This is a genomic window from Marinobacter lacisalsi, assembly GCF_042651045.1.
In the GTDB taxonomy this organism is placed as follows: Bacteria; Pseudomonadota; Gammaproteobacteria; order Pseudomonadales; family Oleiphilaceae; genus Marinobacter; species Marinobacter lacisalsi.
Window position 1 is genome coordinate 52728 of record NZ_JBHSDI010000007.1, and the last position, 16587, is coordinate 69314.

15 protein-coding genes are annotated in these 16587 nt (G+C 59.4%); 6 read left to right on the plus strand and 9 right to left on the minus strand.

Annotated elements, in window-relative coordinates; genetic code table 11:
- Positions 1-48 precede the first annotated feature (48 nt).
- Genes ACFOZ5_RS03820 through ACFOZ5_RS03835 form a run of 4 tightly spaced genes read right to left on the minus strand, consistent with a single transcriptional unit; the run spans position 49 to position 3668 of the window.
- Positions 49-948, minus strand: a complete 900-nt coding sequence (locus tag ACFOZ5_RS03820) for a PLP-dependent cysteine synthase family protein (RefSeq protein WP_379885523.1) — start codon at positions 946-948, stop codon at positions 49-51.
- The gene (locus ACFOZ5_RS03825) at positions 945-2162 is read right to left on the minus strand and encodes an MFS transporter (protein ID WP_379885524.1); all 1218 of its coding nucleotides are present in this window, start codon (positions 2160-2162) and stop codon (positions 945-947) included. Before ACFOZ5_RS03825 ends, ACFOZ5_RS03820 begins: the two co-directional genes overlap by 4 nt.
- Positions 2159-2929, minus strand: coding sequence for an alanyl-tRNA editing protein (locus tag ACFOZ5_RS03830; RefSeq protein ID WP_379885525.1), 771 nt, complete (start codon positions 2927-2929; stop codon positions 2159-2161). Before ACFOZ5_RS03830 ends, ACFOZ5_RS03825 begins: the two co-directional genes overlap by 4 nt.
- A 10-nt stretch (positions 2930-2939) precedes the next feature.
- Complete coding sequence (locus tag ACFOZ5_RS03835; RefSeq protein ID WP_379885526.1) at positions 2940-3668, minus strand: serine O-acetyltransferase; 729 nt, start codon at positions 3666-3668, stop codon at positions 2940-2942.
- 159 nt (positions 3669-3827) lie between these two features.
- Between ACFOZ5_RS03835 and ACFOZ5_RS03840 the strand changes: the two genes are divergently transcribed.
- Both ACFOZ5_RS03840 and ACFOZ5_RS03845 read left to right on the plus strand, forming a co-directional pair.
- A complete protein-coding gene (locus ACFOZ5_RS03840; protein ID WP_379885527.1) occupies positions 3828-5183 on the plus strand; it encodes an aminotransferase-like domain-containing protein in 1356 nt (451 codons plus the stop codon).
- A 166-nt stretch (positions 5184-5349) separates the two neighbouring features.
- Positions 5350-7311, plus strand: a complete 1962-nt coding sequence (locus ACFOZ5_RS03845) for an aconitate hydratase (RefSeq protein WP_379885528.1) — start codon at positions 5350-5352, stop codon at positions 7309-7311.
- Between the two features lie 27 nt (positions 7312-7338).
- On the opposite strand, the gene ACFOZ5_RS03850 is transcribed toward ACFOZ5_RS03845, so the two are convergent.
- Positions 7339-8658: an MHYT domain-containing protein gene (locus ACFOZ5_RS03850; protein WP_379885530.1), complete on the minus strand. Its 1320-nt coding sequence runs from the start codon at positions 8656-8658 to the stop codon at positions 7339-7341.
- 188 nt (positions 8659-8846) lie between these two features.
- Here ACFOZ5_RS03850 and ACFOZ5_RS03855 point away from each other — a divergent pair, with 188 nt between their 5' ends.
- The 3 genes from ACFOZ5_RS03855 to ACFOZ5_RS03865 all read left to right on the plus strand — a co-directional run bounded on the left by ACFOZ5_RS03855 (position 8847) and on the right by ACFOZ5_RS03865 (position 12884).
- Positions 8847-9350, plus strand: a complete 504-nt coding sequence (locus ACFOZ5_RS03855; RefSeq protein WP_379885531.1) for a shikimate kinase — start codon at positions 8847-8849, stop codon at positions 9348-9350.
- Between the two features lie 306 nt (positions 9351-9656).
- Positions 9657-10811, plus strand: coding sequence for a TAXI family TRAP transporter solute-binding subunit (locus ACFOZ5_RS03860; protein ID WP_379885532.1), 1155 nt, complete (start codon positions 9657-9659; stop codon positions 10809-10811).
- 78 nt (positions 10812-10889) lie between these two features.
- On the plus strand, positions 10890-12884 hold the full coding sequence (locus ACFOZ5_RS03865) for a TRAP transporter permease (protein ID WP_379885533.1): 1995 nt from the start codon (positions 10890-10892) through the stop codon (positions 12882-12884).
- A gap of 60 nt (positions 12885-12944) precedes the next feature.
- Here ACFOZ5_RS03865 and ACFOZ5_RS03870 read toward each other — a convergent pair whose 3' ends face one another.
- Positions 12945-14054, minus strand: coding sequence for an S-(hydroxymethyl)glutathione dehydrogenase/class III alcohol dehydrogenase (locus ACFOZ5_RS03870; protein ID WP_379885534.1), 1110 nt, complete (start codon positions 14052-14054; stop codon positions 12945-12947).
- A gap of 117 nt (positions 14055-14171) precedes the next feature.
- Positions 14172-14723, minus strand: a complete 552-nt coding sequence (locus tag ACFOZ5_RS03875; RefSeq protein ID WP_379885535.1) for a PadR family transcriptional regulator — start codon at positions 14721-14723, stop codon at positions 14172-14174.
- Positions 14724-14733: 10 nt separating this feature from the next.
- Between ACFOZ5_RS03875 and ACFOZ5_RS03880 the strand changes: the two genes are divergently transcribed.
- Positions 14734-15210 carry a DUF2306 domain-containing protein gene (locus tag ACFOZ5_RS03880; RefSeq protein ID WP_379885536.1) on the plus strand — a complete coding sequence of 159 codons (477 nt, stop codon included), beginning with the start codon at positions 14734-14736 and terminating at the stop codon, positions 15208-15210.
- Positions 15211-15220: 10 nt separating this feature from the next.
- Here ACFOZ5_RS03880 and ACFOZ5_RS03885 read toward each other — a convergent pair whose 3' ends face one another.
- Entirely contained in the window at positions 15221-16099 is an 879-nt protein-coding gene (locus ACFOZ5_RS03885; protein ID WP_379885537.1) for an alpha/beta hydrolase family protein, read from the minus strand.
- 26 nt (positions 16100-16125) lie between these two features.
- On the minus strand, positions 16126-16539 hold the full coding sequence (locus ACFOZ5_RS03890; RefSeq protein WP_379885538.1) for a MarR family winged helix-turn-helix transcriptional regulator: 414 nt from the start codon (positions 16537-16539) through the stop codon (positions 16126-16128).
- Positions 16540-16587: the final 48 nt, after the last annotated feature.

Consider the following 16587-nt stretch of genomic DNA (forward strand, 5'->3'; position numbering starts at 1 on the left):
TGGTGGTCGGAGACCACCCGATGCCCGGCAAGGCCTCCACCAGTGGGCTCAGACAGCTTCCCCGGCCTCTTCGAGAATATCGGCGTACCAGAGCCCTGAGTCATAGGCCATGGTTACCACCACCTTGTCCTGGTAGTCGTTCCGGTCAAGCAGCTGTTTTGCCACTGCAAAGCAGCCGGCCGACGTATTGCCGATATGGATACCATTGTGCCTATAAAAATGCCGCTGGGCATCCAGCGTCTCTTCCAGGGAAACGGCACATACCTCATTGACCAGCGACCAGTCCAGGAAGGGCGGTGGCACGCCTACCGCCATTCCCTCCAGGCGGTGGTCACCAAAGATACCCTTGCGGATATCACATTCAGCGGGCTCAACCAGCACCGCATCCACATCGAAGCCATGGTCGATGAGGGACTGGGTGACGCCGGTAAAGCTGGCTCCGGTCCCGGCGCAGCCCACGAAGAGTATGCGTTTGCCAACGCCCTGTTCAATAAGCTGGGCGGCGAGCTCGGGGCCCGTGCTGAGGCGGTGGGCCTCCACCCCATCCAGGTTGTTGAACTGGTCGGTGTAGTAGTACTGCCGGCCCAGTTGTTCCTGGCACTGAACGTGGTGTTCAACCACCTCGCGGGGTGTCAGCCCCTGCCGGAGCATGTCCTTGCCAATAAGGCGCGCTCCGAAACATTCGAGCAGCTTCCTTTTCAGGGGGCTGAATGACAGGCCAATCGCCAGGTCAACCTGCACATCGTGCCGGTAGCAGGCCGCCAGCAGGCCGAAGCCGAAGTTACCACCGGTTTTTTCGATCACGGTGGTATGCCCCGGAACGATATCGCCCCGCTCAATGGCACGTTGCACGATATGTCGGGCGGCCCGGTACTTGTGGCTGCCACCGAGGCTGTTCAGTTCGAGCTTGGTATACAGACGGTCGTTATAGCGTGCGAGTTCTGTCATGGGCGCGATACCCCTGTCACCAGTTGTTTGCGATCACTGGCGGCCAGAAGGTAGACCGTGATCACCAGTGCCAGGGTGCTGAGCCCGATGCACAGGGTGTTGGTACCCGTCCAGCCGATGGATGACTGCAGTATGGAAGGCAGGAAGGCCCCCGCCGTGGCCATAACCGAGATGCACAGATCGTTGATACCCTGGATTCTCATGGCCTCGGGGTTGGAACCGGTCAGGGTTGTCAGCATGGCGCCGCCCCCGACGTAGGTGAAATTCCATCCCAGCCCCAGCAACACCAGTCCTGCAGCGGTGGTTGTGTAGCTCTGGTCCAGCAGGTTGACGCCACTGCTAAGAATCAACAGCGCCAGGCCGAGGTAGAGCACCGTGTGGTTCCCCAACTGCCTAATCAGTTTGCCGGTGAAAAAGGAGGGCGCAAACATGGCCACCACATGCCACTGGATGGCCTGACTCAGGTCGCCAAAGTCCGTATACATGGACTTCATATGCAATGACGCCTGCACCATCAGCAGGTTCATTACGCCATACCCCAGAGCGGAAATGGCGATGGCCAGGACAATCTGCCGATTGTTGAGCAGCTCGAACAGAGAGCTTGCCCGCGCACTGCCAGTTTTGGGTTCCTCACTCTGTGGCTGTGGTTCAGAGGGAATGAGCAGCACGATTGCCATGGAAATCAGCGCCAGGATCACGAAAAAGGCGTAGCTGATGGCAAAGTCCGTGTACCCGACCACGGACCGCAGGTTGTCGGAGATCAGGGGGCCCAGAAAAGCCGCCAGCACACCACCGGCCACTACCAGCGAGATGGCCCGGGGCTTCAGCGACGTTGGAATGTGGTCCGCCGCCGCAAAGCGGTAGAAATTGGCGAAGGCGATAAAGGCACCCAGTGCGCAGTGAGCTGCTACCAGCAAATAGAAGGCTCCTTCCTGGATGCTGATAAAGCCCAGAACACCGGCAACCGCCAGGCTCAGGTTGCCCAGCAGGAAGCCCGCCTTTCTGCCGAAACGGCTCATGAACCACGAGGCCGGGTAGGTAACCAGCATCACGAACAGAAACTGGAAACCGTAGGGAATGGTCGCCATGGCCGGATCATCGCTCAGCATCGACCCCACAATAGCCGCCATGGCCACTGACATGACGGCTGTGGTGAGGTTGATGGACTGGGCCGCGAAGAACAGATAGGTCTTGGGTGGTAGTCGTTCACTCATGCGCAGACCAGCCCCTGGTGATACCGCCTGACGTCGGCAACGGCCTGCGGAAACTCACAGATCAGTCGCTCCTTGCCTTTGCCGACATTCTTGCGCCGTACGGTCAGTGGCCCGATGGCGCGGGGGCGGTCGAGATGGGTTCCGCCACAGGGAATCTCGAGGCCGCCATAACGCCAGTAACGGGCGTCCGGGCATTCCGGCAGGCTGCCCAGTTCGATGGGCAGGTCCTGCTCGATCAGAGAATTGGCCACGTTCTGGATTCGCTGGATGCTGTCGCCGTCAAACTTTTCATCGGAGAGAAAGTCGAATCGGGCCGACGTTTCCTTGATGTGGCAGCCTATGGTCTGTTCTTCCAGATGGTAGTCGTGATGAATCGCGGCGGCGTACAGGAAATGGCTGGCGGTGTGGGACAGAGTCAGTTTTGCCCGCCGCAGGGCATTGATGCGTACGGTAACGGGCATGCCGACCTCCAGCCTGGCCAGCAGCGGCAGATCATCGGTGTGCACCAGGTGCAGTATGACCCCGCCGGTCTTGACACCCCGGAAGCCATCAATGTTACAGGGCAGCCCGTACATGCGTTTGACTTGTTCGAAACGGATGGCGCCCACCGGTGTTTCAATAACGCCGTGGTCCGCCTCCTGGCCACCGCCTTCGGGAAAGGCCACGGTACGGTTCAGTTCGACGGCCTCCGTGTACAGCCGGCTGATATGGGCCGGGCATTCCATCAGGTATTGATCGTCGTAGTAGACTTTTTCTGTTGTTCTCATGTCTCGCTCCTTATCCCATCACCGTTATGTTCTGGTCCGATCGCATGGTTACCCGGTGACCGCTCGGTACGTCCCGTGACACCAGGCATCCCGTGCCGATGAACGCGTCGTCGCCGATCAGAATCGGACCCAGCAGGGTGGCATTCATGCCCACCTGTACCCTGTCCCCCAGTTGGGGGTGCCGGGGGGCAGGGGTGTTGTCGGCAATCTCCCGGCTGCCCAGGGTGACGCCGCCGAGGATGTAACAGTCGTTGCCAATCCGGGCTGTTTCACCAATGACGGTGCCGTAGCCGTGATCAAGCACAAAGCGCTGACCAATAGAGCACCGGAAATGGATTTCAGCGCCGGACAGCAGTTTGCCCCGCCGTGACAGCAGCGCGGCGAGCATGGTCTTTTCGGGTTCCTGCAGGTTCTGATAGATCCAGTGTGCGATGCGATAGTGCAGCACGGCGGTATAGGAGGTGGAGGCCCTGGCCAGGACCTCGATTTCACCGCCCGCCGAAGGGTCCTTGCGGGAAAACGTGATCAGGTCATGGGTGCACGTCTCCTTGAGGTCATCGATGATTTTCGCGTATTTCAGTTTGTCGTACAGGGTGACCGAACAGCACTCCATCAGCGCCGCCATGATCAGCCGTTCGACAACGGTAACCGCCTGTCCCCATTTCAGTTCCACGCCCTCCAGTTTCTGGTTGGTAAAGCCACGATTATTGGTATAACTGAGTTGCTCCGGGCTCGACATACATCATCTTCCTTTGATTGTTGTTCTGACGTTGGGTGTTTAGCGTGACAGTTTTATCGTCCTGAAAGGCACACAGTGGTTTAACACTTCCGCCAACTGTTAGGATAAATTCGCGAACAGTTACCCGAGCAGCAGACAAGGCAGGGAAGAGGCGGGTTCATGGATCATCAGGCGCTCTACAACAGGTTCAGAACGCGACTGGAAAATGGCGACTGGAAGCTCGGTCAGCGCATACCGTCAATCCGTCATGTGGTCAGGACGGAAGGGGCCAGTCACCACACGGTGGTCAAGCTTTATGAACGGCTGGTGGCCGAAGGGTACATAGAGGCTCAGCAGGGGCGCGGCTACTTTGTCACGCGCTCCGGCCATGACAGCCCCTCGGGGGCGCTGGCGTTTGCGTCGTCTTTCGAGATGTCCAGTGATCCCCTGTTCCGTTTGCTGCAGAGCAACCCGGACGCGGTCAAACTCGGCTGTGGCTGGCTACCGACCAAGTGGCGGGACACCGATATCCTGACCCGCTCCATTCGAAGAACGGCCCGCCTCGAGCGACGGTCTCTGGTGGAATATGGCGATATCCAGGGCTACCGTCCGCTGCGGCTTCAGCTGTGCCAGCACCTGAGCAGCAAGATCCGTCTCGATGTATCGCCCATTCAGGTGCTCACCACACTGGGGGCGACCCAGGCGCTGGATCTGGTGACCCGCCTGCTGATCAAGCCCGGCGACGTGGTGCTGGTTGATGAGCCCGGTAACGGCAACCTGATCAAGCTGATTGCCCTGGCCGGAGGGCGGGTAATGGGGGTTCCCCGTGGCCTTGATGGCCCGGATGTTGATGCGCTGGCCCGGCTGGCAAAGCAGCACCGGATAAGGGCGTTCTATTGCAACAGTACCTTCCATAATCCCACCGGGGGCTGTCTCAGTGCGCGGGTCGCGTTCGAGATCCTGCGCCTGGCCATCGAACATGACTTCACGATCGTGGAGGACGATGTCTATGGGGATTTCGCCGCCGGCGCTCACCAGAGTTTTGCCGAGCTGGATGGCCTGGACCGGGTTATCTACATCGGCAGTTTCTCCAAGTCGCTGTCGGCTTCTCTGCGCATCGGTTACCTGGCCTGTAACCTGAATCTCATCGCCTCGCTGGTGGAGCTGAAGCTGCTGACGTCGGTGGCTGTGCCGGGGTTCTGCGAACGGTTCGTCAATACCATCATGACCGACGGCTCCTACCTCAAGCACATGCAATCTATCCAGCGTAAACTGATGGTTCAGCAGGAAGTGACCCAACAGGCACTGCGCAAGCTTGGCTGGCAGTTTGAGATAGAGCCGGCGGGGGGCATGTTCCTGTGGATTCACCACCCGTCAATGGACGACCTGGCGCCTTTGATCCAGGAACTGGCCGCACGCAACGTGCTGTTGATGCCGGGTAGTTCATTCAGTGTGACGAACGGCTCGGAGAACCGTCTGCGGGTTAACGTCTCCCACTTTTCACCCGAGCTGGTGCCACTGTTCCGGGTGGCATGACCCCGGAAATTCCACCCGACGAGGTTGTGGATGCGGAATCTGTCGTACATATTGTAGGCAAGCAAATCGCAAATTCCTGGCTTGAGTGTTCCCTTGTCCCGCAGCAGGCCAACGCATCCGTCAAACGGGACACTGGCCATCTGGTTCGCGAAGGGAGGTAGCTCCAATGACGAAGCAGAGCAAGACCCGGCCGCTTAATGTCACCCGGAAACTGTTCGAGTCACATCTTGTGTCGGGCGAGATGAAAACAGGCCGGGAAATCGGCCTTAAAATCGACCAGACCCTGACCCAGGATGCCACCGGCACCCTGGTAATGCTGGAGCTGGAGGCCATGGGCCTGGACCAGGTCCGCACCGAACTTTCCGCCCAGTATGTTGACCACAATCTCCTTCAGGTGGATAACCGCAACCCGGATGACCACCTGTTCCTGCGCAGTGCCTGCGAAAAATTCGGTATCTGGTTCAGTCCACCCGGCTCCGGGGTCAGTCATCCGGTGCATATGGAGCGTTTCGGAAAACCCGGCAAGACGCTCCTGGGTTCTGACAGCCATACCTGCGCCGCTGGCTCCCTGGGCATGCTGGCCATGGGGGCCGGTGGCCTGGCCGTGGCCATGGCCATCTGTGGCGAGCCGTTCTATCTCAACATGCCAAAAGTCGTCGGCGTTAAACTGACCGGCAAACTGCCGGACTGGGTGAGTGCCAAGGATGTGATCCTGGAGATGCTTCGGCGTCATGGCGTGAAAGGCGGGGCGGGGAAAGTCTTTGAATATTACGGCCCGGGCCTCAGGCACCTGTCCGCCATGGACCGGCATGTGATTGCCAATATGGGGCAGGAGATGGGCCACACGGCCACCGTTTTCCCGGCGGACGAGGCCGTTAGAACCTTTTTGCGGCAGCAGGATCGGGAAGACGATTTCGAGCCGTTAACCGCCGACGCCGGGGCAACCTACGACGAGCATGAAGAGATTGATCTGGCGAAGATCGAGCCGTTGATGGCTCTTCCCAGCAGCCCCGGGAAAGTGGTGCCGGTTCGCGAGGTGGCCGGGGAACCGATCTACCAGGCCTATATCGGATCTTCCGCCAACCCGGGCCTGCGGGACTTTGCCGTGCCCGCCATGATGGTAAAGGGGCGTCAGGTGCACGAACGGGTGTCCTTTGACATTAACCCCACCTCGCGACAGGTGCTGGAAAACCTGGCCGGGCTTGGTCACCTGGCAGACCTGCTTGGCGCTGGCGCCCGCCTGCACCAGACCGGTTGCAACGGCTGTATCGGCATGGGCCAGGCGCCTGCGACAGACCAGATAAGCCTGCGCACGGTGCCACGGAATTTCGCCGGGCGCTCCGGTACACAGGAAGACAAGGTGTGCCTGTGCAGCCCCGAGACGGCCACAGCCTCGGCGCTGATGGGCGTGATTACCGACCCGCGGGACCTGGAGATGGATTACCCGGTGTTCGACGACAGCCGTACATTCCATGTAGAGGACCGCAATATCCGCCCGCCGGCCCGGCATCCGGAACTGAGCGTGGTGGAGAAGGGGCCGAACATCAGCACTCTGCCGCAGTTTGACGGCCTGCCGGACAGCCTGGCAGCACCGGTGCTGCTGAAGGTGGGTGATGATATTTCCACCGATGAAATCCTGCCGGCGGGGTCGAAAATCCTGCCGTTTCGCAGCAATATTCCGGCCATCAGCGAGTTCACCTATACCCGGGTAGACCCGTCCTATCCGGAGCGGGCGAAACAGCACCAGGAATCGGGCTCGCTGATTGTGGGCGGAGAAAACTACGGCCAGGGTTCAAGCCGCGAGCATGCGGCACTGGCCCCGCGTTACCTGGGGGTGCGGGCGGTCATCGCCAGGAGTTATTCCCGCATTCACTGGCAGAACCTGTGCAACTTTGGCGTACTGCCGTTGAAATTCACCAGCGACAGGGACTACGACGACATCGAGCAGGGCGATGAACTGGAGCTGAACGACCTGGCCTCAGCCCTGCAGTCCGGCGACAAGATCGTGGCGAAAAACGCCCGCAGCGGGAAACGCTACGAACTGGGACATGACCTGAGTGACCGCCAGATCCGGATGGTGCTCAAGGGTGGTCTGCTCAACGTGATGCGCGAGGAACTGGCGGCATAGCGCCGCCCTGCCGGGCCATCACGCCATTCAAACCCGTTCTGTCAGCGGAAGCTCACTAACGTTCTCCGGTGATGTGTCGCCGTTGATATCTGCGAACCTGGGCGGTCGGGAAAAGTCACCGATCTGGCCCGGATTGCGTATGACCATCGCACCACGGATCAGGGAGCGGCTTGAGGACCCGCTGTCCGGGAACAGACTGTGGCCGGCCTCCCATTGCAGGTGCTCGCCAATGCTCAGAGCATTGGTCACCAGTTCCTGGATACGCCTGAACAGTGGCTGTTGGGCGTTGCTGTGTGGCTCCTCGATTACCAGTGCAAACGCACTGTCGGAATACCGGGCCAGCCACCAGCCGGCAGTATTCTCTGCGGCAAGCTGTTTCAGGGCGTGGGCAACGCCGGGCAACCATTGATTGCATTCACGGCTGCTTTTCGCGGGCGCCTGGTCACGGTAATTTGAAATATTCAGATACAGCAGGGCGAACGTGCGCTTTTCCCGACCTGCGCGAACGATGCAATCCAGCAGGTATTGGTCCAGCGCTGACCGGTTGGGCAGGCCGGTTTCGGTATCTTCAAAGGCCATCTGCTCCAGTCGTTCCCGATGGGCCTCGGCCTGCTCTGCAGCAATCCGGGCGTTGCGGCGGTCCAGGATGATGACCACCATCGCCAGTACGAGCAGGGCGCTGATGGTGACAGCTAGCGGAATGCCCATCCAGTCGCCGGTCAGCAGATTATCGGGATGAGGTGCTGACCCGACGGGGTAGGTAACTGCGAACATGCCGGTGTAATGCATGCCACTGATCGCCGCTCCCATGACCAGGGCGGCGGCGGAATGGAATACGTTTGCGTGATCGCCCTCGGCATCCGCCAGTTGACGACAGAGAATCATGGCACCCGCCGAGGCCGCAAGGGCGATAACAACGGAGACCGCAACCCAGGGCCAGTGGTACTGCAGTCCCGGCGTCAGGCGCACGGCTTCCATGCCCAGGTAGTGCATAATCACAATACCGGACGCCATAAAGACAGTGCTTGCACCGATCTGCAGCGGCGAAATCCTTGGCAGACCGATGCGCTGGAGAGCCAGCCCCGAAGCGATGACAGCGGCCAGCCAGGACAGGAGTGTCAGCCACAGGTCATAGCTCAGGGAGATCTCCATTTTGTGGGCCTGCATGCCCACGAAGTGCATAGTCCACACGCCGGTACCCATGGTGAGAGCCCCCAGGCCCAGCCACAGCGTGCGCCTGGAAAGCGCATGTGTAAGCTGTGCGCCAAAATACAGGGCACTGTATCCTGCCAGCACTGCGACGAAATAAGACACAACAACAAGGCCGTAATCGTAGTGGCCGGACATCGACACTTCCTTTTCAGTGGTCAGGCCCCTTTCGGGGGCTCGGGAATGACCGCATGATTTACGACGCCATTACGGTTCGGTTCGTTGCTGACTTGTAGAACATTGTAAAATGTCCGATCAGGCTGGCGGCCGGTGCCCTCGTCCCTTCTGACGGGACAGTGCTGGTTCAGTGTTCATGGAGACCGATAATGGCGAACAGACCGGATAATATTGTGCTTACCGGCATGCCAGGCAGTGGCAAAAGCACGGTTGGCGTGCTGCTGGCCAAGCGCCTGGGCTTCGGTTTCGTGGACACGGATCTGCTGATACAGCAAAAGGCTGGCCGCACCCTGCAGGAGATTGTGGACGCCGAGGGCTATCTGGCCCTGCGCGCCATTGAGGAAGAGGTTCTGCTGGAGCTTGCCGTGGAGCGGCACATCATTTCCACGGGAGGCAGTGCTGTATATAGCCAGCAGGCTATGGCGCACCTGAAGCAGGATGGTGAGGTGGTATTCCTGGATATTCCCCTGGACGAAATGATGCGGCGTATCGGGGATCATAGTCTCAGAGGCATTTCCAGAGGCCCGGCGCAGTCCTTTACCGACCTGTTCCAGGAGCGATTCGCACTCTATCAACATTACTGCGATGTCTGGGTGAAGGCGTCTGGGCTGAACCAGGATGAGGTCTGCGAGACAGTTATTGCCGCCTTGTAGGGGCAACTGTTGCACGCGAATCCTCATGGGCCTGAGCCATTGAACGGGGGGCGGGCGTCTGCGTCATGGAGAAAGGCGACAATATCTGGACCGCGCGGAAGGTGCATAGCGAGAAATGGCCTCCCGGCCGCCATTTCTCGCTTAACCGTAAATCACTGCTACTCTTTTCGTTGGCCTGGGCGTTGTTCAACGCTCAGCTCGCTGACAGGCGATTCTGTAACGGCATGCAACCCTCCGTTCCAAAAATAACACTCCGCAAAGCGGACACTTGAATCAAAAATACAACAATATCAAGAGGAAAAACCAATGCCTGATTTCAAACGGCACTTGCTCGCCTTCGCGCTGGCGACAATTCCCACCCTGGCTTTCAGTGCTGATGATATTGAACTGCCGGACACCCTCGGAATGACCGCTTACGGCACCGGCTCCGCCGGTTACAGTCAGATGGTATCCATCGGCAATCTGCTGCAGAACGAATACGGTGTCTCTTTGCGTATATTGCCCGGTGACAACGATGTTTCCCGTATGACACCCCTCAAGACGGGACGGGTTCCCTTGTGCGCCTGTGGCATTGCCTCCTTCTACGGTGCCGAGGGTGTGCTGTTGTTTGCCGACAGAAACTGGGGACCCCAGCCCATCCGGGTGGTCACCACCTCCATAGCAACCTTCGGTCTGAGCATTGCGGTGGCGGGGGATATCGATGCGGAAGTCCCCTCCGATCTCAAGGGCAAAAGGGTGTCGTACATTCGTGGCGATGACGCACTTAACATTGGCACTGAAGCCATGCTCGCCTTCGGCGATCTGACCTGGGATGACGTGGAGCGTGTCGAGTTTCCGGGCTACGGTCGCTCATTCGATGGCATCGTCGCCGGTCAGACGGATACTGCATTTACCGTGACCGTGGCCAGTGGTGCCCAGCAGCTCGCGGCGAGCCCTCGCGGCATTACCTGGTTGACCCTGGACCCGGAAAACAAGGAAGGCTGGGCCCGGCTGAAAGAAGTTGCACCCTACTTCCAGCCCCACAAGGTCACCTCTGGCGCTGGTATCAGTGAGGATGACCCGTGGATCGGCTCCAGCTATCCCTACCCGATCATGGTAGCCAATGCCGGTACCAACGACACCCTGGTCAAGAGCATGGTGAAGATCTTCACCGAGGACTATGACAAGTACAAGGATGCCGCCCCGGGTAACGAAGGTTACGCCCTGGAAAACCAGAACATGCAGTGGGTGATTCCATTCCATGACGCCGTGGTGGAGTACTACAAGGAGATCGGTCACTGGACCGACGAGATGCAGCAACACCAGGACATGCTGGTGCGTCGTCAGAACATCCTGCTGGATACCTGGGAAACCTTTACCGCCGGCGACACGCCGGATGATGAGGATGCCTTCCGCAGCGCCTGGATGGAAGCCAGGGCCGAAGCATTGACGGGAGCGGGGATGAATCCGATTTTCCGTTGAGTTCACGGCCGATGGCTTCTTTGGTGGCGGGAGGTTTGACGGCCTCCCGCCGCAGACTTCCGACGGAGTTGCTGCACAATGACCCAACCCCCTGAAACCACCTCCCCGGACCGGGAGAAAGTGGCCGGTATCCGGCGCCCTGGCGGCTTCTGGCCGTGGGTTCCCCGCCTTGCCACAGTGGCGCTGACACTGTTTGCCATCGATTACCTGTTCAACCTGCAACTGATCAATGTGGTTACGCAGGTGGAGAGTCAGTTCTTCTACACGGTGGTGGCGCTGATGCTGCCGCTGGTATTCGTGTTGTGGCCCTTCAACCGCCATTCCGCCCGCAATCGAGTGCCCTGGTACGACATCCTGCTGTTTCTGGCGTCGATCGGTATCTGCGGGTTTTTCGTGATCAACGCGGAGCAGATCCTGGATCGTGGCTGGGAATACGCTGCACCCCAGTATGCGGTTGTCATGAGCTTCCTGTTCTGGGCGACGGTGCTTGAGGCAATCCGCCGGGCCGGCGGCCTGCCCATTGCCATTATCGTGGGGCTTGCGAGCCTCTACCCGATTTTTGCCGACGTGATGCCGGGCCCCATTCAGGGCTTCCCGTCGTCACCGTCGCAAACGGCCATTTATATGGCCATGAGCCGTGAAGGGGTCATGGGCATTCCCCTGCAGGCGTTTGCCAACCTGGTCATCGGCTTCCTGCTATTCGGGGTCGCCCTGCAGAGGACCGGCGGTGGCAAATTCTTTATCAATCTGGCATTCGCCCTGCTAGGCCATGTTCGTGGCGGTCCCGCCAAGGTGGCGGTGTTCTCCAGCGGCCTGATGGGTTCCATGAGCGGCAGTGTCATCACCAATGTGATGACCACCGGCGTGATGTCGATTCCCGCCATGCGCCGGGTCGGGTTCGGCAGGTCCTACGCGGCGGGGGTAGAAGCCTGCGCCTCGACCGGGGGGGTGCTGATGCCGCCGGTTATGGGAGCTACCGCCTTTATCATGGCGGCGTTTCTGAACATTCCCTACGGCACCATTGCGCTGGCAGCGGTGGTGCCATCGGTGCTGTATTTTCTGGGTCTGTTTATCCAGATCGACGCCTACGCCGCCCGCCATGACCTCAAGGGATTGCCGGTGGATGAGCTGCCATCGCTGAAGACGACGCTCAAGGAAGGCTGGTACTTCATATTCGTGTTTGTGCTGCTGATCTGGTTGCTGTTTTTCCTGCGTCAGGAAGCCACCGCGCCGTTCTATGCCACGGCGCTTTTGCTGGTGATTAACCAGGTATTGCCTTACCAGCGCTGGGGGTGGCAGGACGTAAAGGACTTCTTCTTTGACGCGGGCAAGCTATTCGCGGAGCTGATTGCCATTCTGGCAGGGGTGGGGCTACTGGTCGGCGCCCTGTCGGTAACCGGTCTCTCCGGCACCATAGCCAACGACCTGATCTATCTGGCCGGGGGCAATACGCTGGTGTTGCTGATGATGGGGGCGGTAACCAGTTTCATTCTGGGTATCGGTATGACCGTGACGGCGGCCTATATCTTCCTGGCCGTGGCGCTGGCGCCGGCACTGATCAATGGTGGCGGTATGGACCCGCTGGCAGTACACCTGTTTATCCTCTACTGGGGCATGCTCAGTTTCATCACGCCACCGGTAGCCCTGGGGGCGTTTGCCGCCGCCACCGTCGCAGGGGCCCGCGCCATGGAAACCGGATTCCAGGCCATGCGCCTGGGCAGTGTCATCTATTTCATTCCGTTCCTGTTCGTGCTCAATCCGGCATTGATCTTCCAGGGTGTCTGGAATGAGGTGCTGGTGGTTATCCTGCAGGCTCTGGCCGGCGTTGTGCTGATTGCCGGTGCCATGCAGGGCTGGTTGTTGGGGGTAGGAAATCTGGCGGCCAGTGGGGTTCTGCAATGGCCAGTCAGGCTGGCGTTGATCGTCGGCGGGCTGTTGCTGGCGGTGCCCGGTGGAGGGCCGATTCCTCTCACTAATTTGCAACTGTCGATGATCAGTGCGGTGCTGATTATTCCCGCCGTTGTGCTGGCGAAGGTCAGTCATCGCCGTTACCCGGCCGCTGCAAACGGGTAGGAGGCAGTATCAGATCCGCCGGGGTAAACTCCCCGGCGGACTGCCCGCGGCCCGGATCGATCAGTAGTGGATGACGGTCCGGATACTCTTGCCTTCATGCATCAGCTCGAAGGCCTCGTTGATGTCTTCCAGCTTCATATTGTGGGTGATAAAGGTATCCAGTGGAATCTCGCCGCTTTCGGCCTTCCTGACGTAGTCCGGTAGCTCGGTGCGACCCTTTACCCCGCCGAAGGCGGAGCCTTTCCAGACCCGTCCTGTCACCAATTGGAAGGGGCGGGTGCTGATTTCCTCCCCGGCGCCGGCCACGCCGATGATGATGGATTCACCCCAGCCCTTGTGACAGCACTCCAGGGCCGAACGCATCAGGTTGACGTTGCCCACGCATTCGAAGGAATAGTCCACGCCACCATCGGTCATCTCGATGATCACTTCCTGGATCGGCTTGTCATAGTCCTTCGGATTGACGAAGTCCGTGGCGCCCAGTTCCTCGGCGATCTTGAACTTCGACGGATTGATATCAATGGCAATGATGCGGCCAGCTTTGGCCATTTTGGCGCCGATGATGGCGGCCAGGCCGATGCCACCCAGACCGAAGATAGCCACCGTGGCGCCTTCCTCGACCTTGGCGGTGTTGAGCACCGCCCCGATACCGGTGGTAACGCCGCAACCCAGCAGACAGACCTTGTCCAGTGGCGCCTCTTTCGGGATTTTCGCCAGTGACACTTCCGGCAGCACGGTGTATTCGGAGAAGGTGGAGGTGCCCATGTAGTGGTACAAAGGCTGACCGTTGTAGCTGAAACGGCTGGTGCCGTCCGGCATTACGCCCTTGCCCTGGGTGGCCCGTACCGCGCCGCACAGGTTGGTTTTGCCAGAGGTGCAGAACTTGCATTCGCCACATTCGGCGGTGTACAGCGGGATCACGTGGTCGCCCACTTCCAGGGAAGTCACGCCGTCGCCAACGGCTTCGACAATGCCGCCTCCTTCATGACCCAGAATGGTCGGGAAAAGGCCTTCCGGATCAGCGCCGGACAGGGTGTAGGCATCGGTGTGACAGACGCCGGTGGCGACAATGCGCACCAGCACTTCGCCAGCCCTGGGTGGCTCCACATCGACTTCGACAATCTCAAGGGGTTTATTGGGCCCGAAGGCGACAGCGGCGCGGGATTTCATTGGGGGTCTCCTCGACAGCTAATGGGGGGTCGTTATGTGGCAAAACGGACGTATCGTCTGCTGATTATGGTATCAGAGGGGGAAAGGCCCTGGTGATCAAAATCCGCTTATATACGCCTACGGCCTGCTTGTCAGTTCATCTTTCAGTACCCCAGCCACCTCATCTGCCCAGGCCAGGTTGGCTTCCATGGCCAGGATGCCCTTTCTCAGCGCCAGGTGTTGCAACCGGAAACGGAAGGGGACCTGCTCCGGTTTGGAAAAGTATTCGGCTTCGATGTCCTGATAGCGCCCCAGTTCTTCCTGCCAGTTCCGTCGGTGCCGCTCGATTTCTTCCCGCAGGGATGCCGGATCCACCAGGTCACCCCCGAACAGTTTGACCAGTAGCGGGTCGCGGGTGGGCGGTCGCCCCTGTGGTTCCGCAAGCCACGTGGCCAGGGAAGCTGTACCGGCGTCCGAGAGACGGTAAAGCTTCCGGTCTGGCCGGCTCTCCTGTGGTACCTCCTCAACCTCCAGCAAACCTTCCTCTGTCATTTTCGCCAGTTCCCGGTAGATCTGCTGGTGGCTGGCGTTCCACACGTTGGCCATGCGGGTACGAAAGTTCCGGGTGAGGTCATAGCCGGTTGCCGGTTGTTCGTGGAGGGCGGCCAGCACGGCATATTTGAGTGACATGGAAGCTCCTATGGAATTGTTATGCGCATTGTTGCATATTGGTGTTGCTGTGGCTATTATGCAAAAAAGCGCATATCAAGGAGAAAGAGAGATGAATCTGGATGCATTACTGGCAGCGAGCCTGCCTATACAGGTCCATGTGGCTGCGGTCATGCTTGCTCTGGTGATCGGGGTGCTTCAGTTGGCCCTGAAGAGGGGCACACCTATGCACCGGCTCATGGGGTGGACCTGGATTCTTGCCATGGCCGTGACCGCGTTTTCATCGTTTTTCATTCACCAGATCCGGTTGGTGGGCTTGTGGAGCCCGATCCATATCCTCTCGGTGACAACGCTGATCGCTCTGGTTTGGGCGATTCATGCGGCAAGGCAGGGCAATATGCGACGCCATGGCATCATTATGTCGTCGTTGTTCTTTTACGCCGTCATCGGGGCAGGTGTCTTCACCCTGCTCCCGGGACGTCTGATGCATGTGGTGCTGTTTGGTTAGACAGGCAGGTTCAGGCGAACAGGGGCAGTAACCGTTCCTGCCAGAGGGATTCACGGAAACGCTCCCGGAACCAGCCCAGGTGTCCTATCCGCTGTTCGCCGATATCGGCCGGGGCGATAAACGCCATGGTGACGGGGGCGTTACAGTAGAACCCATGGAGGGATTCGGTGTTGCGCCGGGACATCATCTCATCATCGGTGAAGGCAACGGTGGTGATCGGTACACGGACACTGGCGAACTGCTCCCGAACCGGCGGGCCTTCGGCTCCGACAGCATACTCCGGGTTCAGGCACCATCGCCGCCACTGGCGAATGACGTTGGGGGGCAGGTCGCCGACAATGTTCAGGCGGTTACCAGGGAAGTACCCCAACAATCCCAGGCTGGCCGGTGCGAGGAAATACCACAGTAGCCAGGCTACCCGTTTGGTGGGAGGGGCGTTCTCCAACCAATAGCCACTGCCGCAGGCAATGGTGACAATGTTGTCCAGCTCGTTCACGTTGGGGGTCAGGCCCAGCAGCTGGCCGCCGACGCTGTGGCCAATCCACTGCAGCCGCTGTTCCGGGAAACGCTCCCGAGCCAGGCGGATCAAGGCCCGGCAGTCCTCCGTGGCCCACTCAGTGACCCGGACCGGGCAATGCCTTACCGCAGTATGCAGTGAGCCACCAGTTCCGAAGTAGTCGAAAGTGATCGCGGTATGCCCCTGATCGCAGAGAAACCGGGCAAATTTTTCATAGCAATGCTGGTTCACGCCCATGGCGCCGGCAATGATCACCACCGAGCGGGAACCGGTTGACGGAAACACCCGCACATCGAGGCGGTGGCCGCCATCGGTGGTCAGTGGAATATCCTGTCGGATGACATCGTGCAGTGTGGCTTCCCGGGCGCTCATCGGCGGCCTCCTTGCGTTATGGAGTGTCAGAATTCATCCACGAGACGATTGAGAAACCGCAGTATCACGGTCACTTCCTCGTCACTGAATCCTTCGGTCATGCGTTCGTTCAGTGCCTGGATCAGCGGTCTGGCGCTATCGAGTTTCTGGCGCCCAAGGTCGGTCAGGTACAGGCGTGAGGATCTGCCGTCCTGTTCACAGGCCCGTCGCTCAAGTAACCCCCGCCGTTCCATGCGGCCCGCCAGGCCGGTGATGGCGGAGTTGTTCAGGTTCAGGGTGTCGGCCACTTCCTTGAACTGGCAGCCCTCGTTACCGGCGATCACCAGTAGTGCCCCCAGTTGGGTTACTGAAACATCGAGTGCTTCCTCGCAGTGTTGGTCAGCAACCCTGTAGACCCGATGGCGTGCTTTGTTCAGCAGGTAAAAAAGGCGTTTGTCCATGGATTTCTCAATTACTACGCGTGTGGACTAAATATAGTACACATGTGA